The organism is Devosia sp. Leaf64 (genome assembly GCF_001421945.1).
Taxonomy (GTDB): domain Bacteria; phylum Pseudomonadota; class Alphaproteobacteria; order Rhizobiales; family Devosiaceae; genus Devosia.
In genome coordinates this window covers 243,785-268,714 of record NZ_LMLO01000002.1, presented here as the reverse complement: position 1 = coordinate 268,714, position 24,930 = coordinate 243,785, and the positions used below count along the sequence as shown (strand labels likewise).

General features: G+C 62.1%; 26 protein-coding genes. 9 read left to right on the top strand and 17 right to left on the bottom strand.

Going from position 1 to position 24,930, the window contains the following annotated elements:
* Window positions 1-70: 70 nt before the first annotated feature.
* The 5 genes from ASE94_RS01335 to ASE94_RS20380 are packed head-to-tail and all read right to left on the bottom strand — an operon-like array spanning window position 71 to window position 4,093.
* A complete protein-coding gene (locus ASE94_RS01335; protein WP_062628880.1) occupies window positions 71-877 on the bottom strand; it encodes a heme ABC transporter ATP-binding protein in 807 nt (268 codons plus the stop codon).
* Window positions 878-881: 4 nt separating this feature from the next.
* Window positions 882-1,961: an iron ABC transporter permease gene (locus ASE94_RS01330; protein ID WP_244483871.1), complete on the bottom strand. Its 1,080-nt coding sequence runs from the start codon at window positions 1,959-1,961 to the stop codon at window positions 882-884.
* A 23-nt stretch (window positions 1,962-1,984) separates the two neighbouring features.
* The gene (locus tag ASE94_RS01325; protein ID WP_062628878.1) at window positions 1,985-2,860 is read right to left on the bottom strand and encodes an ABC transporter substrate-binding protein; all 876 of its coding nucleotides are present in this window, start codon (window positions 2,858-2,860) and stop codon (window positions 1,985-1,987) included.
* Between the two features lie 12 nt (window positions 2,861-2,872).
* Window positions 2,873-3,928 carry a hemin-degrading factor gene (locus tag ASE94_RS01320; protein WP_062628877.1) on the bottom strand — a complete coding sequence of 352 codons (1,056 nt, stop codon included), beginning with the start codon at window positions 3,926-3,928 and terminating at the stop codon, window positions 2,873-2,875.
* 9 nt (window positions 3,929-3,937) lie between these two features.
* Window positions 3,938-4,093 (bottom strand): hemin uptake protein HemP, encoded by a 156-nt coding sequence (locus tag ASE94_RS20380; RefSeq protein ID WP_082460720.1) that lies wholly within the window; start codon window positions 4,091-4,093, stop codon window positions 3,938-3,940.
* 196 nt (window positions 4,094-4,289) lie between these two features.
* Between ASE94_RS20380 and ASE94_RS01315 the strand changes: the two genes are divergently transcribed.
* The 6 genes from ASE94_RS01315 to ASE94_RS01290 all read left to right on the top strand — a co-directional run bounded on the left by ASE94_RS01315 (window position 4,290) and on the right by ASE94_RS01290 (window position 11,970).
* The gene (locus ASE94_RS01315) at window positions 4,290-6,443 is read left to right on the top strand and encodes a TonB-dependent receptor (RefSeq protein ID WP_062628876.1); all 2,154 of its coding nucleotides are present in this window, start codon (window positions 4,290-4,292) and stop codon (window positions 6,441-6,443) included.
* A 156-nt stretch (window positions 6,444-6,599) separates the two neighbouring features.
* On the top strand, window positions 6,600-7,571 hold the full coding sequence (gene ytfQ / locus ASE94_RS01310) for a galactofuranose ABC transporter, galactofuranose-binding protein YtfQ (RefSeq protein ID WP_061911678.1): 972 nt from the start codon (window positions 6,600-6,602) through the stop codon (window positions 7,569-7,571).
* Between the two features lie 166 nt (window positions 7,572-7,737).
* On the top strand, window positions 7,738-9,255 hold the full coding sequence (locus ASE94_RS01305) for a sugar ABC transporter ATP-binding protein (RefSeq protein ID WP_062628875.1): 1,518 nt from the start codon (window positions 7,738-7,740) through the stop codon (window positions 9,253-9,255).
* Entirely contained in the window at window positions 9,252-10,256 is a 1,005-nt protein-coding gene (locus ASE94_RS01300) for an ABC transporter permease (RefSeq protein WP_061911676.1), read from the top strand. The genes ASE94_RS01305 and ASE94_RS01300 overlap by 4 nt, the downstream gene beginning before the upstream one ends.
* Complete coding sequence (gene yjfF, locus ASE94_RS01295; RefSeq protein ID WP_062628874.1) at window positions 10,253-11,227, top strand: galactofuranose ABC transporter, permease protein YjfF; 975 nt, start codon at window positions 10,253-10,255, stop codon at window positions 11,225-11,227. The genes ASE94_RS01300 and yjfF overlap by 4 nt, the downstream gene beginning before the upstream one ends.
* A gap of 8 nt (window positions 11,228-11,235) precedes the next feature.
* Window positions 11,236-11,970 (top strand): FadR/GntR family transcriptional regulator, encoded by a 735-nt coding sequence (locus ASE94_RS01290; protein WP_062628873.1) that lies wholly within the window; start codon window positions 11,236-11,238, stop codon window positions 11,968-11,970.
* A gap of 200 nt (window positions 11,971-12,170) precedes the next feature.
* Here the strand turns inward: ASE94_RS01290 and ASE94_RS01285 are convergent, their stop codons facing one another.
* The 5 genes from ASE94_RS01285 to ASE94_RS01265 all read right to left on the bottom strand — a co-directional run bounded on the left by ASE94_RS01285 (window position 12,171) and on the right by ASE94_RS01265 (window position 17,726).
* Window positions 12,171-13,109 carry a Gfo/Idh/MocA family oxidoreductase gene (locus tag ASE94_RS01285; protein WP_062628872.1) on the bottom strand — a complete coding sequence of 313 codons (939 nt, stop codon included), beginning with the start codon at window positions 13,107-13,109 and terminating at the stop codon, window positions 12,171-12,173.
* A 92-nt stretch (window positions 13,110-13,201) separates the two neighbouring features.
* Window positions 13,202-13,552 carry a VOC family protein gene (locus ASE94_RS01280; RefSeq protein ID WP_062628871.1) on the bottom strand — a complete coding sequence of 117 codons (351 nt, stop codon included), beginning with the start codon at window positions 13,550-13,552 and terminating at the stop codon, window positions 13,202-13,204.
* Window positions 13,553-13,621: 69 nt separating this feature from the next.
* On the bottom strand, window positions 13,622-14,404 hold the full coding sequence (locus ASE94_RS01275; protein WP_082460718.1) for an endo alpha-1,4 polygalactosaminidase: 783 nt from the start codon (window positions 14,402-14,404) through the stop codon (window positions 13,622-13,624).
* A 2-nt stretch (window positions 14,405-14,406) separates the two neighbouring features.
* On the bottom strand, window positions 14,407-16,962 hold the full coding sequence (locus tag ASE94_RS01270; protein WP_062628869.1) for an FtsX-like permease family protein: 2,556 nt from the start codon (window positions 16,960-16,962) through the stop codon (window positions 14,407-14,409).
* Window positions 16,962-17,726 carry an ABC transporter ATP-binding protein gene (locus tag ASE94_RS01265; RefSeq protein WP_200913557.1) on the bottom strand — a complete coding sequence of 255 codons (765 nt, stop codon included), beginning with the start codon at window positions 17,724-17,726 and terminating at the stop codon, window positions 16,962-16,964. Before ASE94_RS01265 ends, ASE94_RS01270 begins: the two co-directional genes overlap by 1 nt.
* Window positions 17,727-17,856: 130 nt before the next feature.
* Here ASE94_RS01265 and ASE94_RS01260 point away from each other — a divergent pair, with 130 nt between their 5' ends.
* On the top strand, window positions 17,857-18,375 hold the full coding sequence (locus tag ASE94_RS01260; protein WP_062628868.1) for a hypothetical protein: 519 nt from the start codon (window positions 17,857-17,859) through the stop codon (window positions 18,373-18,375).
* Between the two features lie 493 nt (window positions 18,376-18,868).
* Entirely contained in the window at window positions 18,869-19,081 is a 213-nt protein-coding gene (locus tag ASE94_RS01255; protein ID WP_062628867.1) for a hypothetical protein, read from the top strand.
* Between the two features lie 99 nt (window positions 19,082-19,180).
* Here the strand turns inward: ASE94_RS01255 and ASE94_RS20795 are convergent, their stop codons facing one another.
* The 7 genes from ASE94_RS20795 to ASE94_RS01225 all read right to left on the bottom strand — a co-directional run bounded on the left by ASE94_RS20795 (window position 19,181) and on the right by ASE94_RS01225 (window position 23,430).
* Window positions 19,181-20,062 carry a hypothetical protein gene (locus tag ASE94_RS20795; RefSeq protein WP_156351741.1) on the bottom strand — a complete coding sequence of 294 codons (882 nt, stop codon included), beginning with the start codon at window positions 20,060-20,062 and terminating at the stop codon, window positions 19,181-19,183.
* A 164-nt stretch (window positions 20,063-20,226) separates the two neighbouring features.
* Window positions 20,227-20,511: a hypothetical protein gene (locus ASE94_RS01245; protein WP_061911666.1), complete on the bottom strand. Its 285-nt coding sequence runs from the start codon at window positions 20,509-20,511 to the stop codon at window positions 20,227-20,229.
* Window positions 20,512-20,651: 140 nt separating this feature from the next.
* On the bottom strand, window positions 20,652-20,849 hold the full coding sequence (locus ASE94_RS01240; protein WP_061911665.1) for a hypothetical protein: 198 nt from the start codon (window positions 20,847-20,849) through the stop codon (window positions 20,652-20,654).
* Window positions 20,836-20,985 (bottom strand): hypothetical protein, encoded by a 150-nt coding sequence (locus ASE94_RS21190; RefSeq protein ID WP_164474162.1) that lies wholly within the window; start codon window positions 20,983-20,985, stop codon window positions 20,836-20,838. The genes ASE94_RS01240 and ASE94_RS21190 overlap by 14 nt, the downstream gene beginning before the upstream one ends.
* A gap of 53 nt (window positions 20,986-21,038) precedes the next feature.
* Window positions 21,039-21,605 carry a phosphonate metabolism protein/1,5-bisphosphokinase (PRPP-forming) PhnN gene (phnN, locus tag ASE94_RS01235; protein WP_061911664.1) on the bottom strand — a complete coding sequence of 189 codons (567 nt, stop codon included), beginning with the start codon at window positions 21,603-21,605 and terminating at the stop codon, window positions 21,039-21,041.
* Window positions 21,602-22,738 carry an alpha-D-ribose 1-methylphosphonate 5-triphosphate diphosphatase gene (locus tag ASE94_RS01230; protein WP_062628865.1) on the bottom strand — a complete coding sequence of 379 codons (1,137 nt, stop codon included), beginning with the start codon at window positions 22,736-22,738 and terminating at the stop codon, window positions 21,602-21,604. Before ASE94_RS01230 ends, phnN begins: the two co-directional genes overlap by 4 nt.
* A 2-nt stretch (window positions 22,739-22,740) precedes the next feature.
* Window positions 22,741-23,430: a DUF1045 domain-containing protein gene (locus ASE94_RS01225; RefSeq protein ID WP_061911662.1), complete on the bottom strand. Its 690-nt coding sequence runs from the start codon at window positions 23,428-23,430 to the stop codon at window positions 22,741-22,743.
* A gap of 121 nt (window positions 23,431-23,551) precedes the next feature.
* On the opposite strand from ASE94_RS01225, the gene ASE94_RS01220 reads away from it, so the two are divergent.
* The gene (locus tag ASE94_RS01220) at window positions 23,552-24,808 is read left to right on the top strand and encodes a glycerate kinase (protein ID WP_062628864.1); all 1,257 of its coding nucleotides are present in this window, start codon (window positions 23,552-23,554) and stop codon (window positions 24,806-24,808) included.
* Window positions 24,809-24,930: the final 122 nt, after the last annotated feature.

The window sequence follows — 24,930 nt, the reverse complement described above, 5'->3', positions numbered from 1 at the left end:
ACAGAGTTCGAGCGCACAGTCCTAATGACTGCGCCGATCCTTTTGGTGATAAAACTCTAGGCCAATCGCCCTAAGCGGCACTCATCGCATCGGTACGCACCGATTGCGGCAGAACGAATGTCCCCGCCCGAGGCGCTATACCAACGCGCAAGGGTACATCGAACACGCTCTCAAGCACCGTGTCCGTCAGCACCGCCTCCGGCCGTCCGCTGGCGACGACCCGGCCATCGCGGAGGGCAAGGATCGTATCGGCATAGAGCGCGGTCAGGTTGAGATCGTGCAGCACGGCGATGACGCCGCCGCCCTGGCGGGCAAAGCGTTTGGCGACGTCCATGATCATCAGCTGGTGTTTTATATCGAGGCTCGATACGGGCTCATCCAAGAAGAGATAACGCGGCACGCCGTCGATGACCGGCTCCCACACCTGGCAGAGGACGCGCGCCAATTGCACGCGCTGCTGCTCGCCGCCTGATAGTTCGCCATAAAAGCGCCCGCCAAAGCCGCCGAGATCGACGCGATTGAGCGCCTCGTCCGGCAGGTGCTGCAGCGCCCGACGATCGACGCCCGGCCGCCCCGCCGTCAGCCCCATGGCGACGACTTCGCGCACAGTAAAGGGAAAGGGCAGATTGGACGATTGCGGCAGCACGGCGCGGAGGCTCGCGATTTCAAGCGGGCTCATCTGTGCGATGTCGCGCCCATCAATCGAAATCACGCCGGAATAGGCATGGTCGCGGCAGAGCGCTTTGAGCAGTGTCGATTTGCCCGAGCCATTGGGCCCGATGATCGCCGTCAGTTTTCCCGATGGCGCGCTCAGCGACACGTCGTGGAGGATCTGCCGCGCGCCGAGTTTTACCGAGACGCTATCGATGTCGATCATGGTGTTACCAGGCAAAGGCGCTGCGGCGATGCAGCAGGATCCAGAGGAAGAATGGCCCGCCAAAGGCTGCCGTGACGATGCCGATCGGCAGTTCCGCCGGCGCGACGATGGTGCGGCTCAGGGCATCGCAGAAGAGCAAAAAGGTGGCGCCGAGGAGCGCGCTGGCGGGCAGCAGATAGCGGTGATCCGGCCCGATCGCGAGGCGCAGAAGATGCGGCACGACGATGCCGACAAAACCAATGCCGCCGCTGACGGCGACGGAGGCGCCGGTCGCTGCGGCCACGGCAACGATGGTGATGCGCTTGAACCGCTGCACCGGCACGCCGAGATGCGACGCCGTTGCTTCCCCGAGCGTCATGGCATTGAGCCCCTTGGCGAGGAAACCGGCGACAACCAGCGCCACAAAAATGATCGGCCCGGCGGCAAGAACCTTGATCCAAGTGGCGCCCGCGAGCGACCCCATGCCCCAGAAAGTCAGGTCGCGAAGCTGGTTTTCGCTCGCGATATAGGTGAGCACACCGGAAAAAGCCCCGGCAAGCGCGCCGATGGCGATGCCGGCGAGAAGCATGGTGGCGATGGCCGTCTGTCCGCCGCGCGTCGCGACGCGATAGAGCACGAACGTGGTGACGAGGCCGCCGCCAAAGGCTGCAGCCGGCAAGGACCAGATGCCGAGCGCGGTCGTAAAGGGCGCCAGCGCCGTGCCGCCAAGCACGATGATGACGACCGCGCCAAGTGCGGCGCCGCTCGACACACCGACAAGCCCCGGATCAGCCAGCGGATTGCGAAAAAGGCCCTGCATCAGGAGGCCCGACACCGCCAGGCCAGCGCCGATCAGCACGCCAAGCACCATGCGTGGCAGGCGGATATTGACGATGACGGCATAGTCGCGCAGTGCATCGGCCCCTTCCGATCCCGAGATCAAGGAGCCGATGAGATTTCCAAGCGAGGCGCCCGAGGCGCCGGTGGTCATGGACAGAACCATGGCTGCCAGCAGCGCGAAGACCAGCGCAATGACGGTAATGCGGCCGATATGGCTGCGATCGCCGTCGGGCCGGGTCCGTGCGCCGCTTGCGGCAAGTGACATGGTGCTGTCCATTTCAAACCGCCTTAATGCGAGGCTTGTCCGTAAAGATGATCGGCAAGCTCAGTGGCGGCAGCCGCCGTGCGCGGGCCAAAGCCGAGGAGATAGGCGCCGTCCATGCGGTAGATCGCCTTGTTCTGCCCCGCCGGGGTCAGGGCGATGGCCGGGTGTTCGAGGAGCTCCGTTTCCGTCGCGCCATGGTCGCCACCGCGATCCATGAGGAGGATCACATCAGGCGCCGCAGCAGTGATGGCTTCCTCGGAGAGCGGACGATAGCCTTCATACTCGGTGACGGCATTTTCGGCGCCAGCCAGCGCGATGATGCCATTGGCCGCCGTGCCGGTTCCCGAAGCCTGAATCTGGCCGCCCTGGTTGGAGAGGATGAACAGCACCTTCTTCGGCGCTTCCACCGCATCGGTGCGGGTCTTGAGCGCGGCGAATTCGCCTTCGAGCTTTTTCGCCAGCGCCTCGGCCTTATCTTCAAGACCCAGCGCTTCGCCAACGGCCCGCACCTTTGTAAGAACGCCCTCAGCCGAATAGCCTTCCGGCACGGTCTGATATTCGACGCCTGCATGCGAGAGCACTTCAAGCGCTTCCGGCGGGCCGCTGCCTTCGATGACGAGGAGGCCGGTCGGATTGACCGACAACACGCCTTCCGGCGCCAATGCGCGCATATAGCCGACATCGGGAAGGCTCAGCGCCGCCTCTGGATAAAGCGCCGTCTGGTCGCGGGCGACCAGCGTGCCCTCGGCACCCAGCTCATAGATAATTTCGGTCAGCGAACCGCCGATCGACACCAGGCGGCTCGCATCGGCAAATTTGTGCAGTTCGGCGGCCGAAAGCGGCGCCACGGAAAGCGAAGCTGCCATCAGCACAGCAGCAAAAGAGGAAAAAATGCGCATGGTTGAAAGATCTCAGGCAGCGTTGGGGGTGGAGAACAGCGGCAATTGCTCGACGACAGCGCGCCATTCGTCGCGTTCGCCATGGCCTTCATGGCGCTTGCCGAAGAACTGGATGATCAGTTCGCGGTTCTCGTCATAGAGTTCGACCGAGGTGACATGGCCGTCCTTGGTGGGCTTGCGCACCGCCCAGGCCGCGACGACGTGGTCGATCCGCAAGTGGAGGTGGAAGGTTTCATCCATGACATTGAGCCATGGCCCCATGGGCGAGACCTTGTGGATCGGCCCGGAATGGATCTGGATGCAGCCTTCATTGCCGGCAAAAACCATGATGGGCAGGTCGGTGCCCGCCACCTTGCGGAACATGCCTTCGACGGCAGCATGGTCGAGCTGCCAGGCGAGATCCTCACCCACTGTTTCGAGCGCATCGAGCCGGGGATAGTTGAGCTTCTTGATCAGCCCAAAGAACTGGTGCGTGTCCGTCATCGCTTCCCAGCCCGCGCGAAGCTCGGAGAGCGGGGCGGGCGCAGCTTCCGGCGCGGCCTTCACATAAGCGGTGACATCGAGGGTATCGACCTGCTCGTCGTGACGCAGTTCGCTGACGAGCTTGGTCCAGGCCGCGACATCGGTTGCCGGGCGCGCATGCACCTTATGGACCGCATTGCCCGCACGGTCGAAAAACTGCAGTGAGCGCTTGGTCGTGCCATCTTCCATGGCTTTTTCGATTGCATAGCCATGCACCCAGCGGCTCGGGAAAATGCGGAGGTCGATCTGTTCGCCCAAGACGATCGAGGCATGGGCATTGACCGAGACGCCCTCGTAAACGCCGATCTTCTCATGTACCGCGCTTTCATTGCGCGTCAGCGCCATGACTTCGCCGACGCCCGTCAGGCCATGAAGCAGCATTGACATATCGACCTTGAGCCGCGTCGCCGTATGGCCGACTTCGGCGGCCACCAACTGGCCTTCGCTGATCGAATGAATGCGCGCAAAATCGCGTTCGCGCATCTGCGGATTGAGCGCCCGCAGGCGGCGGATGTCTTCGGCGGTTTTGGATGTCGGTTCGGTCACAGCGCGGGCCTATTTGGTGAGAATGAGCTTGTCCTGCCGGGTGACGCGCAGCCGGTAGATCATGCCCTTGTGCTCGATCTGCAGCTCGGAACCCCCATTCAGAATCTCGGAACTCGAGACAATTTTGATGGGGGAAACGGCGGAGTCAGAGCCACTCGGCGGCATGATTTATCCAACGACTTCATCGCCTTAAGTCATCCGGTATGAATGCCTCGGCAAGAGAATTAAACTTGACTCACATAGCCATATTAAATTATCAGCGCAATAGGTGAATGAAAGAGTCAGCATTCTTTCAACCGGTCAGCCCGCCTCCCGCCAGCCAGCCGATCACAAAAAGACTTTTAAAAAACTGGAGACAGACATGGGGCTGGTCAGGTCACGCGCGGCCGCGCTTTTGGGCGGCGTCGCGCTGGCGCTCGTCGCGCAGCAGGCAGCGCAGGCGCAGAACGTCAACGCAACGAATATTACTCTTCTTGAACGTCTGGTCATCGGTGCGGGGGCGCCGAAAGTTGCCATCAATACGCCTCAGGCGGTGACGGTGCTCGACCAGGCCGATATCGATAAGGAACAGGCCGACACGACCGGTGCACTCTTTGCCACCGTTCCCGGCGTCACCGTCGTCGGCAGCCAGCGCCAGTTCGGCGAGGCCTTCAATATCCGCGGCATCGGCACCACCGAAAACTCGTCGGACGGCTCGCGCGTCATCATCAACATCGATGGTGCGCCAAAGTTCAACGAGCAGTACCGTATGGGCTCGTTCTTCTCCGACCCTGAACTTTACAAGCAGGTCGAGGTGCTGCGCGGGCCTGCGTCCTCGACGCTTTACGGCGCAGGCGCCATCGGCGGCGTGATCAACTTCACCACCAAGGACGCATCCGATTATCTGCGGGACGGCAATAGCGGCGCGCTGCGGGTCAAAACTTCGCTCGACACCAATGGCTTGGGCACGCTGACCTCGGCGGTTCTCGCCCAGCAGGTCACCGACACATTCGAAATTCTCGCCGCCGGCAATTGGCGCCGTCGCGAAAATGTCGAGCTGGCCAAGGGTGGCGAACTCGCCGGCTCCGGTTTCGACACATTGTCCGGGCTCATCAAGGGCACCGGCCATTTCGGCGACAATAACGAGCAGGAACTCAGCCTCTCCTACCAGCGCTGGACCAGCGACGCCAAGGATCAGGCCTATGCCCAGACCGGCACGTCTTCGCTCTTTGGCGTCACCGATCGCGCCGTGCTCGACCAGACTGCGGTGCTGCATTGGGAAAACCCGGCGACCGACAATCCCTGGGTCGATCTCAAGGTCAACCTCAGCTATTCCGACACCCAGAACGACCAGACCAATCACCGCTACGCCCTCGGCGCGCCGCGCACCGTGATCGGGCCGGTCAATCCGGCCTTCCCCCAGAACGTGACCGCCGACAGCATCCTTCTCGATACCCGCTATGGCTATAAGACCTGGCAGCTTACCGCTGACAACACGATCGAATGGATCGGCGACGGGTTCGAGAACTATCTGACCACCGGCTTTGCCGCCTCGACGCAGGACCGCACGGTCGTGCGCCCAGGCACGGCCATTGCCTTGCCGGCACACCCGCAGGGCACCGAGAACAAGCTCGGCATCTTTGCCCAGAACGAATTCATCTGGGCCGAGAAGCTGACCTTGATCGCCGGCGCGCGTGGCGACTTCCACTGGGTCAATTCAACCACCGGCGCCGCCAATATCGAAGGCAGCGCCTTCTCGCCGAAGCTCGCCGCCCATTATGAACTGACGGACAATATCGGCGTCTTCGGCTCCATCGCCCATACCGAACGTCTGCCGACCATCGATGAGCTCTATTCCGTCGCGGCCGCTTCGCCGGGCCGGTCTGCACCAAAGTCGACCAGCCTTGGCCTCCTCAAGGAAGAAGCCAATACGATCGAAGCCGGCTTCTCGCTGTCGGGCAATGATCTGCTGACCTCCGGCGACACGGCTGCGCTCAAGACCACGGCCTTTTATAGCGACCTGACCAACCTCATCGCGTCCAACACCGCCCGTCCCTTCGGCGGCGCCACGGTTCCCTACTATGGCAATATCGGCAAGGCGCGCATTTATGGCGTCGAGGTCGAAGCCTCCTATGATGCGGAATTGCTCTATGCGAGCCTCGCCTATGGCATCACGGTGGGCGATAATCTCGTCAACAACACGCCGCTGACCACCGTGCCGCAGAACAAGCTGGCGCTGACCATGGGCATCCGCAATGTCGAATATAATCTCGACATGGGCGCGCGCCTCACCATTGCCGATCAGGGCCGCTACATCGTCGCCTCCGGTCCGTTCGGTGCCGATGGCCCAGCCGATGCCTATGCGACTGTCGACCTCTTCGCCTCGTGGAAACCCGAGACCGGTCCTCTCGCCGGTACCGAGTTGCAGCTCGGCATCGACAACCTCTTTAACGCCGATTACCGCCCGAACCTCTCGATCGATCGCTCGACCGGCCGCACTTTCAAGATTTCGGTCGCCAAGCAGTTCGACTGGTAAGCCTTTAAAATTCAGAGACTTACGACCCTCGCGGCGGCCTTCGGGCCGCCGTTTTCGTTCCCGTTGAAAGCCTCTTTACATATAATAGTACTTTATAATAGCGTCCTCCCATCGCCCGAAGCGAAAACGCCGGGCGGTCTTTTGGGAGGATTCATCGTGAGCATCATCACCAAGCTTGCCATCGCGGCAAGCCTCGCTACCGCCTTGTCTACCGCTGCCTTCGCGCAGGATATTTCGGGCAAGGTCGTCGGCTTCTCGCAGATCGGCTCGGAATCGGGCTGGCGCGCTGCCGAAACCTCGGTCACCAAGCAGCAGGCCGAAGAACGCGGCGTCGATCTGAAATTTGCCGACGCCCAGCAGAAGCAGGAAAACCAGATCAAGGCCATCCGCGGCTTCATCGCTCAGGGCGTTGACGCCATCCTCGTCGCTCCCGTTGTTGCCACCGGTTGGGACGATGTGCTCGCCGAAGCCAAGGACGCTGAAATCCCCGTCGTGCTGCTCGACCGTGGCGTCGATGCGCCCGAAGATCTCTACCTGACCTCGGTTGCCTCCGATCAGGTCGAAGAAGGCCGCGTTGCCGGTAACTGGCTCGTCGGCGATGTCGGCACCGAGCCGTGCAATATCGTCGAACTCCAGGGCACCGTAGGCTCCACCCCCGCGATCAATCGCAAGAAGGGTTTTGAGGAAGCCATTGCCGGCCACGACAACCTCAAGATCACGCAAAGCCAAACCGGCGACTTCACTCGCTCCAAGGGCAAGGAAGTCATGGAAGCCTTCATCAAGGCGACCAACAATGGCGCCGATATCTGCGCTGTCTATGCCCACAATGACGACATGGCCGTTGGCGCCATCCAGGCGATCAAGGATGCTGGACTCAAGCCTGGCACCGACATCAAGGTCGTCTCGATCGACGGCGTGCCGGATATCTTCACCGCCATCGCAGCCGGCGAAGCCAATGCCACGGTCGAACTGACCCCGAACATGGCCGGCCCCGCCTTCGACGCCCTCGCCAAGTTCTGGGCTGACGGCACGGAACCGGAAAAGTTCATCATCACCGAATCCAAGCTCTACACCTCGGCCGATGACCCACAGGGCGAATACGACCGCCGCAAGGGTCTCGGCTACTAAGGCTTAACCGCAGGATGGGCAGCGGCACACCGCCGCTGCCCAAACCCACGACGTCATTCCCGCGAAAGCGGGAATCCCTTTCCCGAGGTGGAGATTCCCGCTTTCGCGGGAATGACGCGGTGATGAATAATGGTTTCGCCGTCCGAAAGGCGGCAGGGGAGGGGCAATGGCGGAAACTGGCTACGCGCTCGAAGCGCGCGGGATCGTCAAGATTTTCGGCAATCACGTGGCGCTCGATAAGGTCGATTTCGGCCTCCGCCCCGGCGAAGTCCACGCCCTTCTCGGCGAAAACGGCGCCGGCAAATCGACGCTGATCAAGATCCTGACCGGCGCCTATCAGCCGACGCTGGGCGACGTGATCGTCGACGGTGCCCCCGTCACCCTCAATAATCCGCAACACGCCCAGACCTATGGCATCGGCACGGTCTATCAGGAGGTCAATCTCCTCCCCAACCGCTCCGTCGCCGAAAACCTCTATCTCGGCCACCAGCCGACCTGGTTTGGCTTCGTCGATCGCCGCAAGATGGAGCGCGATGCGCGCACTGTTCTGGCGCGCTATGGCCTAGACATCGACCCCTCGAGCGAACTCGGCGCCCATTCCGTCGCCGTGCAGCAGATCGTCGCCATCGCCCGCGCCGTCGAACTCTCGGGCAAGGTCCTCATCCTCGACGAGCCTACCGCGTCCCTTGATCGCAACGAGGTCGAGCGTCTCTTCGACATCATTCGCGACCTAAAGGCCCAGGGCCTTGCCGTCGTCTTCATCACCCATTTCCTCGATCAGGTCTTTGCCATTGCCGATCGCGTCACGATCCTCCGCAATGGCAAGCTGATCGACACCAAATCCCTCGACAATCTCACGCGCACAGATGTGGTCCGCCTGATGCTGGGCAAAGACATTGCCTTTTCCGGGGCTACCCAGCTTGAGGAAAATCGCCCGCTCGGCGAAGTGCTGCTCGACTATAGGGGCTATGGCAAAAAGCGCAGCGTCATGCCCTTCAACCTCACCATCCACAAGGGTGAGGTCGTCGGCGTCGCCGGTCTCCTTGGCTCCGGCCGCACCGAAATGGCGCGCATCATGTTCGGCGCCGATTCCGCTGACGAAGGCACTGTCTCCGTCGCCGGCAAGCCCACTTCCATTTCCAAGCCCACCGATGCCATCGCCCACGGTTTCGGCTTTTGCCCGGAAGATAGAAAAGCCGAAGGTATCTTTGGCAATCTTTCGGTGCGCGAAAACATCGTGATTGCCCTCCAGGGCAAGCTCGGCTGGTTCAGCGCCCTGACGCGCGACGAGCAGATGGAAATCGCCAGCCGCTATGGCGAATCCATGGATATCCGCGCCGCCTCGCTCGACATGCCGATCAAGCTGCTTTCAGGCGGCAATCAGCAGAAAGCGATCCTCTCGCGCTGGCTTGCCACCGACCCGACATTCCTCATTCTGGATGAGCCGACGCGCGGCATCGATGTCGGCGCCCACGCCGAAATCGTCCGCACCATCAATCGCCTGCGCGATGAGGGCCTGGCGCTCGTCGTCATCTCCTCCGAGCTCGACGAGGTCGTCGCCTATTCCTCGCGCATCGTCGTCATGCGCGATCGCGAACTGGTCGCCGAGCTCAATGGCGAAAACATCAATCCCGGGGTCATCGTGCAGGCCATCGCCAATCATAAAGACGGGGTGCAGGCATGATCCGTCGCTCGCTCCTCAAACTCGCCAATCCCCAGCTCCTCGCGCTGATCGGCGTCTTGCTAATCAATTGGCTCCTGTTCCCCAATTTCTTCCGCGTCACCTGGCAGGATGGCCGCTTTTTCGGCTCCTTGATCGACGTTCTCAATCGCGGCGCCCCGGTCGCCATTCTCGCCGTCGGCATGGTCGGGGTCATCGCCACCAAGGGCGTTGATCTCTCGGTCGGCGCCGTCATGGCCGTGGCCGGCGCTGTTGCCGCCACCATGGTCGTCGCCGGCTATCCCGCGCCTATCGCGGTTGTCGCCGCCCTCGTCGTCGGCCTCCTTTGCGGCCTCTGGAACGGCATCCTGGTCGCCATTCTCGATATCCAGCCAATCATCGCGACGCTCGTCCTGATGGTCGCCGGCCGCGGCATTGCCCAGCTCATCACCGAAGGTTTTATCGTCACCTTCACCGATCCGGTGCTCATCTATATCGGTACCGGCTCCTTCCTCGGTTTCCCCATGGCCGCGGTGATCGCGCTGGTTCTCATGATCATCGTGACGCTCGTCGTCCGGCGCACCGCCATCGGTCTCTTCATCGAGGCCGTCGGGGTCAATCGCGCCGCCGCCAGCCTTGCCGGCATCCGCAGCCGCATGCTGCTGCTGCTCGTCTATTCCCTCTCCGGCCTTTGCGCCGCCATTGCCGGCATTATCGTTGCGGGTGACATCCGCGGGGCCGATGCCAACAATGCCGGCCTCTGGCTCGAGCTCGACGCCATTCTCGCCGTCGTCATCGGCGGCACTTCGCTCCTCGGCGGCCGCTTCTCGGTGCCGCTCGCGGTCGTCGGCGCCCTCATCATCCAGGCGATGAACACGGGTATTCTGGTCTCGGGCTTCCCGCCCGAATTCAATCTCATCGTGAAAGCCGGGCTGATCTTCATCGTGCTCGTCATTCAGTCGCCGCTCGCGAGCCGCCTCGCGCCGCCCCGTATCAAACCCGTCGCCAAGGCAGCCGCGAAATGAACCGCTCGCTTCGACCCCTCGTCGCCACGGCGCTGATCTTTGCCATCGCCTATGCGCTGGCCGTCATGCAGTTCCCTTCCATGTTTTCGACCCGCGTGCTCGGAAACTTCCTCACCGACAATGCCTTCCTCGGCATCGCGGCCGTCGGCATGACCTTTGTCATTTTGTCCGGGGGCATCGATCTCTCGGTTGGGGCCGTCATCGGGTTCACGGGCGTCCTCGTCGCCGTGCTGATCTCCTGGCTTGGGCTCCACCCGCTCCTCGCCTTTGCCATAGCAATCATAGTGGCCGGCGCGTTCGGCGCGATCATGGGCCTCGCGATCCATTATTTGCAGGTGCCCGCCTTCATTGTCACCCTCGCGGGCATGTTCCTCGCCCGTGGCGGCGCCTCGGTGATCACGCGCGATTCCGTGCCGATCAACCACGAATTCTATGCCTGGATTTCCGACCTCACCATTCGCCTCCCCGGCGGCGGGCGCCTTAGCGTCATCGGCCTCACCATGGTCGCGATCTTCATCATCGGCGCCCTCCTCGCCCATCGAACCAAGTTCGGCTCCTATGTCTATGCACTTGGCGGCAATCCGGTTTCCGCTTCCCTGATGGGCGTGCCGGTCGCGCGCACCACCGTCGCGATCTATGCGCTGTCTTCCGTTCTCGCGGCGCTCTCGGGCATAGTCTTCTCGCTCTACACTTCGGCCGGCTATCCGCTCGCTGCGGTCGGGGTCGAGCTCGACGCCATCAGCGCCGTCGTCATCGGCGGCACGCTGCTTACCGGCGGCTATGGTTTTGTCCTCGGCACCTTTATCGGCGTGATGCTGCTTGGCCTCGTGCAGACCTACATCATTTTCGATGGCACGCTATCGAGCTGGTGGACCAAGATCGTCATCGGCATTCTCTTGTTCCTCTTCATCGTGCTACAGCGCCTGATCTTCGTGGCGTCCGCTCCTGGAGAGAAAACCTCGAAAGCCTAGTTGCCGCCATGATAGAAGCTGGCAGCCTCATCCGGTCCCTTTCCGGCCGGCACGCTGCGCGCAATTTCCATACGTTCGTGATCAACGAAATCGGCCGGGCCATCATCAGTGGTGAGTTCCCGGTCGGCTCCGTTTTGGCCAGCGATGCCGTCATGATGGAAACCTATGGCGTCTCCCGCACGGTCCTCCGCGAGGCGCTCAAAACGCTCGAAGCCAAGGGATTGGTCGAAGCCCGCCCCAAAGTCGGCACGCGCGTCTCGCCCAAAAGCCGCTGGAATTTTTTCGATAGCCAGGTCCTCGCCTGGCATTTTCACGCCCCGGCCGACCCGGTCTTTTACAGCAATCTCTTCGCCGTCCGCGCCGCCCTCGAACTCCCCGCCGTCGAAGGCGCCGCCCGCCACCGCACCGCCGAAGACGTCCGCATCATGAAATACTGGCTGCACCAGGCCGCCACCGCGGGCGACAGCGTGGAACAATTCGGCCTCGCAAGCCTAGAAATCCACGGCCAAATCGCCGAAGCCTCGCAAAACACCCTTCTGCGCGGGGTGGTGGGTGTCGTCGAACTGCTTCTAGCGCTGGCGCTAACCCGGCAACCCGAAACGCTGCAGGCCTATTGCGCAGAAAGCATCGAAAATCTGGAAGCTGTCATCCAGGCAATCGAGGCGGGGAAGGTGGATGCGGCACGGGACCATCTCGCGGCAGGCATCGAGTTGGATCACAAACGGATTTTGGACGGAGCCTGATCCGCCTATCACTGCTATCAGCCGCCCCTGACAGCATTCCAGTAGATCTCATGGTGAGGTGCGGAGCGCAGCGCAGCCTTGAACCACGAGGGCGTGGCACCAAATCATCGCGGCACGCCCCCGCCCTTCGAGGCCGCTGCGCGGCACCTCAGGGTGAGGGCTACTTATGCTTGGCTACTCAAGTGCCAGGCGCCCAGCCCCTACCACTCAAACGCCGGCCCATTGACCCGCGCGCCCAAGAAAAACACGTCCGACATCAGCCGCAACGGCGCTGCATCGACATCGCTTTCGTGGGCTTCCAGCAGATCCGCGAACCGGTCATACATGGCCGAATATTCGAGATCGCCATGCTCGAGCACGACCTCGCCATTGACCCGCAGCGTGCGTCCGCCGCGTTCCAGCTTGATCTCGTTGCCCTGGCCGGTCGTAAACCGGATGGTCCAGACCTCGCCATTCTCCTCCAGCCAGTTGAACCCGCACGAGAGGTCAGGCTGATGCGCCTGGCTCGATTTGAAGGCAATTTCGACATCGACCGGCGTCTGCCGGTTTTCCGGAAAGGTCAGGGTTGCCTTGTCGACAAAGACCGGGAACGGCATGACCTTGGTGAAAATCGAAAATGCATTGATGCCGGGATCGCAGACGCCGAACCCGCCGGGCTCCCACACCCAGTCCTGTCCCGGATGCCACTTGCGCACGCTTTCGCGCCAGTCGATGCGCGCCGACGTCACGCCTTCTTCAGCGAGGATCACCTTGGTCCGATCGACCGCCGCGTTAAACTGGCTGTGCCAGGTCTGGTAGAGCACGCGATCAAGGCGCTTGGCATGCGTGATCAGGTCGTCGAGCTCGGAAATCGTCGTCGTCGGCGGCTTTTCCATCATCACGTCCTTGCCGGCGTCGAGCGCCTCGCGAACGTAGGTGTGGCGAATGCCGGGCGGGGTGCAGATGGAAACGAGCGACACGTCCGGCATGGCGGCATAAAGCTCGGCCGGCGTCTTGAACACCGGCACGCTGCCATGGCCGACGCCGCGCGTCGAAACCGTCGCGGCCAGTTCGAAATCATCCGAAGCATCGATTACCGGCAGGTGCTGGTCCTGAGCGATCTTGCCGACACCAATCACCGCGATTTTGCGCTTGGCCATAAACAGTCTCCAAAAGCCTTCGGCAGGCTATAGAGCAGAGCCTGCAAACGCCGCCAAGACCCTGCCGCGCAAAAGTATGATTTTAGTGCTTATTAGGATGCCGGCGGCTCCCAAAGCTCGATCTGGTTGCCCTCGGGATCATGGATGCGCGCAAAGCGCCCGGTCTCGGGCGTGTCCCACTCATCCGGCCGCGTCTCGACGGCGATATCGGCGTTCCTGAGCTGGCCAATCAGCCCATCAAGATCGTCCACGCGGAAATTGATCATCCATTGCTTGTCGGCCGGGAAATAATCGGTGCTGTCCTTGAACGGCGCAAACACCGTCATGCCCGCATCCTGGCTCCAAAAACCCGGCACGCCGAGATGGGTTTCGTACCATTCCGCGAGCGCCTTCGTATCCCGCGCCCGAAAGAACACGCCGCCAATGCCAAGTGCCTTTGCCATTTCCAGTCTCCGCTGATGCCCACCGATCTTGGCACGATCCCATCTAAAACGCGATGAGATCCGCCTTTTTCAGCAGGACCGATACGTATAGCCCGGCATGCCCGGCGGCTGCAGGTTGCGGTCTCGAAGAATGATGGAAAATTGGCCGCCACGCGCAGCGCAGGCTTGTTCGAAGAAGCGGCTTTCGGTGTCGGTATATTCGATCTCGAGCACTCGGGCGCCGTAGCGCTCGGCATAGGGCCCGCATTCGTCATATACCTGGCAGGATTCGGTGATGGCGAAATCGAAGGCCGGAAGGTCCGCGCGATCGAGGAGTCCCACGCCATTCTTCTGGCCGAACGCAAGCCAGAGATCATGTGCTTTCTCGATAAGCAGCCCAACAAAGGCGAGGTTATCCTCGATCTTGAGGCGACCGTCAGAGCGAGAATAAGTGTCGAGATTGTCCGCCTCGATGGCGTCGTAGCCATCCCTGGCGCAGCCCTCGATCCAGTCGCCGATAATGTCGGCAAGGGCGCCGCGCTTGGCCGCGGTGCTGGTATCGAGCAGATATTCGCCCGGCCAGTTTTCGTCCTCGACCGGCCGCCCCTCGGCGGTGAGGATCAGGTCCGGGTGGTTGGCCTGCCACCAGGCGTTTTCGCCTGGCTGGGTCTGGAAGGCGTTGACGTAGCAGACATTATAAAGCCCCGGCGCAGGCGCTTCGCTCCGGTCGCGGCTGACGATCCTGGTGCCCGCTGGCGGCGTATAGGCGCCGCCGAGCTGTGAATCATATTGCGCTCCGGCCGCCGGAAAATCCTTGGCCATTACGCTCGCCGAAGACAAGCAGGCGAGTAGGATGAGGGCCAGCCGGCTCATGGCTAAACGCTCGACATTTCGCGCAAGAGCAGCGCTGGGCGGATGGACAGCACGCGGAGCAATGTCGTTGCGCCCAGAATTGCGGTGACGCCGATGAGGCCGACAACGACGATGCCGATCGTCGAAGCATCCACGGTGAAGGCGACATTGAGCAGAACCTGGGTCAGCAGCCAGGCCGTAAAGATGCCAGCTGGTATCGCAATCAGCGCGGCAAAGAGCGAGAGCAGCAGGAACTGCAACAGCGCAGCGACGAGGATTTCGCCGCGCCGCGACCCCAGGACCTTATAGAGCACCGCATCGGATTCGCGCTGGCGACGGCCGGCGGCAAGGCTGCCGATGAGGATGAGAAGGCCATTGAGCACCGCAATGCCGCCAACGCTCGAGACAGCGAAAGAAAGCTGGCTCAGCGCCTCGGTGATGCGGGTCAGGGTCGCGCCGATTTCAATGAATTTGATGTCGAGGAATTCCCCGGCGAGAAATCGCTCGACGTCTTCTTCGCGGCCCGGCTCGGCCGTGACGGCGGCCAGCAGCGTCGTCGGATAGGCATCGAGTGCGCCGGGCGAGAAGGTCACTAAAAAGTCGATGCCGCCCTGCCAGGCATAGTCGCGGAAATTGCCGACCTTGGCGGTGATGGTTTCGCCAAAAATTTCAAAGGTGATCTCGTCGCCGAGTTTGACGCCAAGCCCCTGGCGCAGGTTCTGATGCAGCGACACCAGCGGTTCGCCCGAATAATCTTCCGGCCACCAAGTGCCTTCGACAAGGCGCGAAGCTGGCGGCAGGACGGCGCGAGAGGTCATCGGGATTTCGCCCGAGAGGAGGAACGAGGCTTCTGGCCCATTGGCCGAGAGGCTGTCGACCGGCGTGCCAGCAATAGCGGTGACGGCGCCGCGCAACATCGGGGTCGAGGTGACGAGCGCAATGCCGTGCTCCGGTCCGACATCGGCTTGCAGCGCTTCCATTTCGTCGGGGAAGAGATCGGAGGCGACAAGCGTCGGCGCATCGAACACCGAGGCGCCCAAAAACTCGTTGCGGAGATTGATCGCCAGAACCTGGACGACGACGAGGATCACCATGGCTAGGCCCACGGCGGTGACAACAGCCGAGGAATTGCCCGCCGAGCCAATGATGGCGCGGAGGCTTTGCCGCAGCGGCCGCCAACGCGGCGATGGCAGGCGCGACAGACCCGATAGCGCAAGGCGGCTGCCAAGCTGCAGCAGCAGCGCCGCGCCAATGGCGGAGCCGACAAAGGCAAGAACGAGCAGCCAATCACCGGTCAGTACAACAGCGAGCCAGAAGAATAAAAGGATCGCGACGGCGAGCGGCAACAGTTCGGCCGAACGCAGGAAACGGCCCCATTGGATGCGCGGCGCACCCAGCCCCTTCGAGCGGAAGAGGCTCGCAGGCGACACCATCTGCGCCTGAACCAGCGGCAGATAGGAAAAGGCAAAGGCGGTGAGGAGACCCACAGCGCCGGCAACGAGAATAGCCAACACATCGATATCGCGCGCCAGCGGAATACCGATGGCGGTGCCGACGGCCGGCAGCACGAAGAGGCCGATGGTGACACCAATCACCACGCCAAGGCCAACTCCAATGAGGCCAAGCGCCAGCACCTGAACGAGGAAATGCACCAGCACGCGCCAGCGCGCAGCCCCGAGACTACGCAGTACCGCAATAACACCCGCACGCTCGGCGATATAGGCCGACATCACGCTCCAGACGCTGACGCCGCCGATCAGCAGCGAGCCGAGGCCGACGACGAGCAGGAAGCCGGTGAACAGCTCATAATAGCGCAGCATGGGCCCGAGCCCATCGAGCGCCGAACGAACCTCCCAACCGGAATCACCGAGCTCGCCGACGAGCCGCGCGCGTTCGCCTTCGGTGTCGCTGCTCGCGAGAAGCAGCTTGTAGCGGAAGTTGGTGCCGAGGCCGGGCAGCGGCGAGGTGCGATCGGACACATGAGCAAAGCCATCAGTGCTCAAAAGCGTCGCAAGTCCGAGGCGGAAGCCGCGCACGGGACCATCGGGGAAACCGGTGAGAACGCCGCGCACCTCGAAATCGGTGCCGCCGATCATGATGGTGTCGCCGGTCTTGAGGCCAAGCTGGTCGAGCATGACCGGATCGACCAGGGCCCCAAACATGCCGTCGCGTTCTTCGAGCGCCGTGAAAGGCGCGGTCTGCGCATCCGCATTATCGGTATAGACGCCGCCGAGGAGCGGATAATTGGGGCCAGCCGCGACGAGATCGACAAAGGCTTCGCCTGTCGCTGATTCAGCGCTGAGATTGGTTTCGACCGTGCTCGCAAGGGTGCCCGCCTGTTCGAGAATGGCGATTTCGCTGGCATTGGCCGGACGATCGGAGCGGGTGAATTCGAGATCGCCGCCCATCAGCAGCGCCGCGTTCTGGTCGACGGCGCGGGTAATGGCCGATGAGACCGAGGACACGCCCGCGATCAGCGCCGTGCCGACGGCAAGGCAGATGATGAGGAGGGAAAAGCGGGCCCAATCGCCCGCCATTTCCTTGAGGCCCACGCGGGCCGCGGCAAAGAAGGCGCGCATCAGATCTGGCCCGTGGTTTCGGTCAGTTGACCCTGTTCCATGGTGAACTTGCGGTCGGTGCGCTCGGCCAGGTGCGGGTCATGGGTGATCATGACGATGGCGGTGCCGTTCTGGCGCGCCAGGTTGAACATCAATTCGACGACGACGGCGCCGGTCTTCTGGTCCAGATTGCCCGTCGGTTCATCGGCGAGCAGCAATTTGGGCTTGGTGACGAGCGCGCGGGCCAGACCGACGCGCTGCTGTTCGCCGCCAGAGAGGGCGGCAGGGCGATGATCCAAGCGCTTGCCAAGGCCAACGGCCTCAAGAGCGGCCGCAGCTTCCTTGCGCACTTCGGCCAGCGGCAGGTCGGGCCGGGCGATTTCGAGCGCGAGCCCGACATTGTCGAGCGCGGTCAGGGACGGGATGAGATGAAAACTCTGGAAGACGATGCCGAGCGTCTGGCGGCGGAACACCGCCATGGCGTCTTCATCGCGCTTGGTGATGTCGGTACCCGCAATCGTGATCGAGCCGGCGCTGGCGCGTTCGAGCCCGGCAAGCAGCATCAAAAGCGAGGTTTTCCCGCTGCCTGAGGGTCCGACAATGGCCACGACCTCGGCCGGGCGCACGGTCAGATCGACACCCCGCAAAATGTTGAGCGGCTTGCCTGCGACCTCAACGCTATAGTCGACGTTATGAGCCGTAACGAGCGCATCGGCAGAAGGCGTCGCCCGTTCGCGGATATCGGACTTGCCCGGAATGGTCTGGGTCGGTTCAGACGACTGCACGCTGCCTCCGGCGTTTGCTCTAGCTTACTATGATGCTGCATATTTGCTGGATCACATTAAACTGGCATTGTTGGATGAAATGCTAAAGTCATGAGGTCCATGGCGGACACTTGGGAGAAGAGGGAAAGACGTGGTTAAGGACAAGAAAAAGTCCATTCTGGCAGCGCTGGTCCTTCTGGGCCTTGCAACCGGGCCAAGCCTGGCCGGGCCAAATGAAGAAGCCTTGCTTGCCGGCTATGTCGGCAACTGGCGCGGCGAAAGCATGCTGCAGGGCGGCGACAAGCCCGAACCCTTCCGCTGCCGCCTGTCGGTGAGCCCGGGCAATTCGGGCAAGATCAATTATACCGGCCGCTGCACGCTTGTGAACATGAACCTCTCGGTTTCGGGCACGATCGGCTATATCGCGGACAAGTCGCAATATGAGGCCGTAATGACCTCCAATGCCGGCTTCTCGGGTACTGCAGTCGGCCGTCAGTCGAGCAAGGAGATCGGTTTCGATCTTGTTGAGCGGCAGAAGGATCGGGGCGGCAACGACCTCCAGATCGGCTCGCGGCTCTTTCTTGTCGGCGATGCCATCCGCGTCGAATTCCAGGTGGAGTTCAACGATTCGGGTGATGTGCTGACAGCCAGCGTGCCGTTCACGCGCTGATCTACAGCTTGCCTCGCCTATAACCTGACTCAAACGCTCAAATTTTCAGTGCTCGACGAAAGTCGAGCACGCTTTTTCGTTTTTTTGTCGCTTTGCGCACGCTGATGGACTTTCAAATCCGTGAAAGCTCCCCTATCTTGCCATCGCTGCGCCGCAAAATGCGCGCTTCCATACAGTCAACACTCGCAAGGAGAGGAATGACGATGACGACATCGCAAACCATTACCATCCATGCCGTGTGTTCGACCGTAGTATCCCGCCGATATCATGCCAAACGCTGGCAAGGGTTCTGTCGCTCGAAACGAATGTGACACGTCACATTGCCATGTGACTGAGGTCATGTTCTCGGTGTGAAACAGCCAAAGAGAAATCTGGCAGCAGTCACACCACCGTCTCAGAGTATCGATAAGACCCGCAGCGAGCAGGCTTCACCGGCGTGGATAGGCCCACTGCCCGTGTTTTCCCTATCGTCGCGCAAGTGGAGATTCCACCCATGCAGGAAAACAGTTTCAAGAAGGCCGAAACGCTTCGGCCAACCGTGATCGAAGTGGCAGGCGAGCCGCAGGGCGTCGTCGTGCCGGCCGAGGGCGGCTATCGCTTCCTCGCCGTCAAGCTGCCGGCCTTCGTGGTCGATGGCCAGCACTTCGCCTCGATCGAGATCGCCCATCAGGCGGTGCGTGACGCCGTTCAGGGCGTCGCGCTCTAAGCCATTATTCCGCCTCTGCGGCTGACCCCTTGCTGAAATGACCAAACCGGCTGCCTTACGGCAGCCGGTTCGTCGTCTTCTGGAGCTGGGGCGCAGGGGTCAGAAGACGTAGACGGTGAGGGTGGAGCCGGTGGACTGCACCCCGATGACATTGCCCGGCTGATATTTGGTGCGGCTGAGCGCAGCGTTGATCAGTGCATCGGACGACACGGCGCCGACCATGCGGTGGAAATCCTGGTTACCGGCCAGCCAGCCTGCCAATTGCTTGCGCACTTCGGCGCAGACCGGCACGGGAACGAGTTGGATGCTCGTTGCACGGTCCCAGTTGCGGATGCGGGTGGACTCAAAGAGGTTCACCAACTGGTTTGGATTGGTGCCGGCGCAGGCCGACGTAGCAATGAAGCCGCCATTCGAGCCCGAGTTGCCGGAGCGGTTGATTACGGTGCCATTGCCGTTGGAGCCATTATTCCCCATGGCGCCGTTATTGCCGCGGCCATTGGTGCCGTTCGTGCCGTTGCCGCCATTGCCCCCGTTTCCACCATTGCCGCCGTTTCCGCCATTGCCCCCATTGTTGCCATGGCCCCCGCCGCCGATATTGACGCCGACGCCGATGAGGCCACCAGAGCCGCCAACATTCACATTGGCATCGACAAGACCGCCGACATTGGCGTTGACGTCGAGAAGGCCGTTGCTGCCGCCGAGATTGACATTGGCATCGACGAGGCCGCCTCCGACATTAGCATCGAGCAGGTTGCCGCCACCGCCGCCAAGACCCACATTGACGAGGCCGCTATCGCTGGCCGAACCACTGCTGATCGTCACCAGTTCACCGCCCGTGACGGTGTTGACCGTTTCGGTGACCGTGCTGGTGACGGAATCGAGCGTGCCCCCCAGGCCGCCGAGATCGAGCGCCATGGCCGTGCTGGACCAGAGTGCGGCAGTCAGGCTCAGGGCAATCGCAGTCTTATTCATTCTGAACATCGTTACCTCCTTGGTGAACAACAAGTCTTCTTGCTGTCTTGAGGTAGATGTTGCGCCGCTCACGGCTGACGATAAATTCGAGACTCTACGTATATTATTTTCTTGTATTGAACTGGGTTATTCGGACGTTACTTCATAAAATTGATTCCAATAGATTCTTTATTTTATCTATTCGCTTTTTGATGGAGTTTTGGAAATGAAGCCGGCCAATAGGCCAGCGGTTCCATGACGACCAGCAGGTCGGCATCGTCCGGGAGGTCGGCCATCAGCCGGCAGATACCGAGCACCAAATCGTGGGGCGAGGGATCCTCGGGCACACGGCGGTCGAGCCGGCCATCGGCGCGGTGCTCGAGCGCTCCGGCGCAGAGTTCGTTCTGGTGCACGAAAAGCAAAAGGGCCGTCTGGCCCAGCGGAATATGATCGGGGGAGACGCGAATATAGCGCGCCATTGTCTTGGCTCCACACAGCACACCTCATGAGTGAGGCAATGCCCAAGTGTGCGCCGTGACGATTGGCGGGAAATTTCCGCCCATATGGGGGAAAGAGGAGGGGCCCTAGAGGTTTTGCCGAGGCCCCTCAGGACTATCCCTTAGCCGTCATTGCTTGAATTGAGCTCCTCGGGCCGGCGGCCCTCGGCGGCTGGGCCAGTCGGTTCGATCGATTGCAGCACGGCTTCAGCCAGCGCCTCGACATCGATGCGCTGCGCGCCGGCTTCCGCCTGGCGCTGCAGTTCGACGGTGATCGCAGTCGTGACGGCGGTCCGCTGCAGGTCCTTATCCGTTTCCATCGATCGACACTCCCTGCTGGTCAATGCGCACTTCGACACCCGGGCGGGCCTGCTGCTGCTGATAGGTGTAGACCGCAAAGCCAATCACCGCGATGGCAAGCACTGCCACCAGGGCGTAAAGTCCGTTTCGGCTCATGAAAAACTCCTGACGCTGGATATCCCTTCCAAACGCAGAAGCCCCGCAAGGGTTCACTCTTCGGCAAGGGCCCTGAGCGACATGACAAAAGCCGTTACGCCGATGCCGACCGAACTCGAATTGTCGATGACGATGGGCGAGACGCCCTCGGGCAGGGACGCTCCTTCGCGAGCAAGGCGCGCGGTGATCTGATCCCGATTTTCCCGGCCGCGCTGGGCAAGACGATGGGCGCGGAGCGAAATTTCGGCCGTGATCATGACGACGCGGCAGGCGGGATATTTGGCGATAGCCTTGCCCACCACATGGCGCGAGACATTAGCGACGACGATACGCCCAAGCGCGAGATCGGTATCAACGCTGATCGGCAGCGCATAATTTAGCCCGTGCGCTTCCCAATCGAGCGCCAGGCGGCCATCGCTCCGGGCACGGAAAAACTCCTCGGGCTCAATGGACAGATGGTCCTCGAGATCGATATCGGTGGGTCGGGTGACGAGCCGCCGCACAAAGCTGAAGCGCTTGTCGGCATCGAGGGCGTGGCGGGCGCCTGTGATCAGCGTGTCCTTGCCGACGCCCGAAGGCCCAATGACAAGCACCAGCAGTCCAGGCGGACGTTCGCTCAACTGACCCGCACCCCTTGTTTCAAGACGCTCCGCACTGCCGGAATCCGTCCCTGCCCCGACACTCGCACCAGGTCGGCCCGCTTGCCAATGGCGATCTCGCCACGATCCACAAGCCCGGCTGCCGCAGCCGGATTGCGGGTCACGAGCGCGACGGCCTCGGGCAGGCCGATATCATCGATACGCTGAGGCAGCAGGAACACGGCCTGCAAAAGCGCAAAAGGCACATAATCGGAGCTGAGAATATCAAGCAGCCCCGCGGCGACGAGATCGCTGGCCGAGATATTGCCCGAATGCGAGCGACCGCGGACGACATTGGGCGCACCCATCAAAACCGCAATCCCGGCATCCTTGGCGGCAGCAGCCGCTTCAAGCGTCGTCGGGAATTCGGCGATGGCAATTCCGTTTTCCGCTGCTTCCTCGACATGGGCGATGGTCGCGTCATCATGGCTTGCAAGCGCGAGACCGAGCTTTTGCGCCAGCGAAACAATCGCGGTGCGGTTCTTGGCCGAGTGCTGCTCGTGCTCGGCCTGGCGCGCATCGATATAGGCCTGCATCTGCGCTTCGCTCTGGCCCATATGCTTGGAATAGAAGCGCTTATAGTCCTCGAGCGAGCGGAACTGGCGCTGGCCGGGCGTATGATCCATCACCGAGGCGAGCTTGGTCAGCGGATGATCGGCAAAAGCCTCGAAGTGTTCGAAGACATCATGGCTCGGCAATTCGCAGCGCAGATGCAAAAAGTGCTCGGCACGCAGCCAGCCCTGCTCAGGTCCCTGGCGAATAGCCTCGACCATTTTGCGCGAGTGCTCGAACATTTCGGGCATGTCGACATCCGAGCCGATGCGAACGGCATCGAACACCGTCGTAATCCCCGAGCCGGCGATCTGCACGTCATGCGCATGGAGCGCCGCAAGCGGATCCCAGAAAACGCCGGGACGCGGACGATAATGGGTTTCGAGATGGTCGGTATGGAGTTCGACAATGCCGGGGATCAGATAATCCCCCTCGAAATCCTCACCCTGCTCTACGGGGCCCGTGGCGATATCGGTGATCACACCATCGCGCACCCTGACGCTACCGGAAACGACGCTATCGGCGAGAACGAGGCGCGCGTTCTTGATGACCAGTTCGGACACGCTCAGGCTCCCAGGCGAAAATCTTCAAGGCGGCGGAAATAGGAGGCGGGCTCTGGCTCATGATAGAGCACGAGCCGGTCAAAGGTCAGAGGCTCGGCGAGGTCCGGCGCGAACCAGGCCTGTGCTGCCGCCATGACTTCGGCATGATCCTCTTGGCTCAACCGATCCGTCAACGTCATATGGAAGCGGAATTCGTCGAACACATAAGGGTAGCCATAGGCGTCGAGCAGTTCTTCCTGACGCGGCGTCAAACCCCGCGCAAGGCGCGCGGCGCGATCCTTCAGACTGAGCGGGGCGCGATGCGGCTCGAATTCTTCGACGACCGATGCGGCGAAATCGACGAGCGCTTCATTTTCGGCTTCCGGGATCAGTGCCAGAAAGCCATCGAGCGAGGCAACGGTTAGCTTGCCGATCGAAAAGGGCGATTGACGCTTGGCAAAATCGGCAAGGCTCGCGCGCAAATCATCCACTGTCGCGCCATCGGCCAGCGCCATGGGCGGCTTGATGGTGGCGTGGAAGGCATAGCGATTGGCCGATTGGGTGAGATTGAGCAGCCGATTGCGCTCGATCCCGGCAATCGCGCCCTCGAACAGTTCATTGGTCAGCGGATCGCGCCCAAGCCAGGCCGAGGCCCGGTCCCAGAGGGGGCTATTGGCGGACGGCGCATAGTAAATGGCGAATCGTTCGGTCACATAAAACTCCCTGCGCCTGCCGGTACTGCCTCTATGTGTCCACCTTTTGACAGGCTGGCAAGGCTGGACAAGGACGGATGCCCCCGTCACAAAGGCGCGGGGAAAACGGCCGGAGGACCAAATGGATCGCGAAATCCTGCAATCGCTGTTCGAGCTTGCCGTAGATCGTGCCCAGCCCGCGCTGGCCGTCGAGCGGCATTTGCCCGAGGCGCCGAAGGGGCGGACAATTGTCATCGGCGCCGGCAAGGCTTCGGCGCAGATGGCGCGCGCTTTTGAACAGGCTTGGCCGCACGAGATCCACGCGGGTCTCGTCGTCACGCGCTATGGCTATGCCGAAGCCTGCGAGCGCATCGAAATCGTCGAAGCCGCCCACCCCGTTCCGGACGCCGCAGGCTTTGCCGCGGCTCAGCGGCTCAAGGATTTGGTTTCAGGCCTCACGCCCGACGATCTCGTCGTCGCCCTGATTTCGGGCGGCGGCTCCGCCCTGCTCCCGGCACCGGCCGATGGCCTGACGCTAGAAGACGAGCAGGCGGTCAACCGCGCCCTCCTCGCATCCGGCGCCCCGATCGGCGTGATGAACCTCATCCGCAATCAGTTTTCGACCATCAAGGGTGGTCGGCTCGCGGCATTGGCCGCGCCGGCGCGCGTCGCAACCCTTGTCGTCTCCGACGTTCCCGGAGACGATCCGGCCCTCGTCGCGTCTGGGCCCACCATTTCATTAGCGGGCACGCGGGCCGAAGCGCGTAAATTCGCCGATCTCTATCGGCTGGTCCTGCCAGAAGCGGTGCAAGCGGTTCTCGCAGGCGACGACAACCCAGCCCCGCGTTCGGACGACCCGCGTTTTGTCGGCAATTCGGTGGTGACCATCGCCTCGGCGGCCCTGTCGCTCACCGCAGCGGCAGAAGAAGCCCGCAAGCGCGGCATCGGCGCGGCCATCCTCTCCGATTCCATCGAGGGCGAAGCCCGGGACGTGGCGCTGGTCCATGCCGCGATTGCCAAGGAAATCGCGGGGCGCAATCAACCCTTTGCCAAGCCGGTCGTCCTGCTCTCGGGCGGCGAAACGACTGTTACCCTACGCGGCACGGGACGCGGCGGACGCAATGGCGAATTCCTGCTCGCGCTTGCTATCGCGCTCGACGGCGTCGCCGGCGTCACAGCGCTGGCGGGCGATACCGACGGGATCGATGGCTCCGAGGACAATGCCGGCGCCTTCGTCGACGGCACGTCCGCCCAGCGCATGCGCGCGGCAGGGATAGATCCACTGGCCGCTCAGGCCAACAACGACGCCTATAGCGCCTTCGAAGCGATCGGGGACCTCTTTGTCACCGGCCCGACCGGCACCAATGTGAATGATTTCCGCGCCATTCTGATCCGGTAGGCTGTGGCCTGCCGGTCACCGGGTCTCAGGGCGGAGCAGTCCTCGCTTTCCACAACCCCGCACCCGCCGCATGTGTTTTCGCCAAATTCCCCATTATGGTCGCGCCAGTTCGACTCAACTTG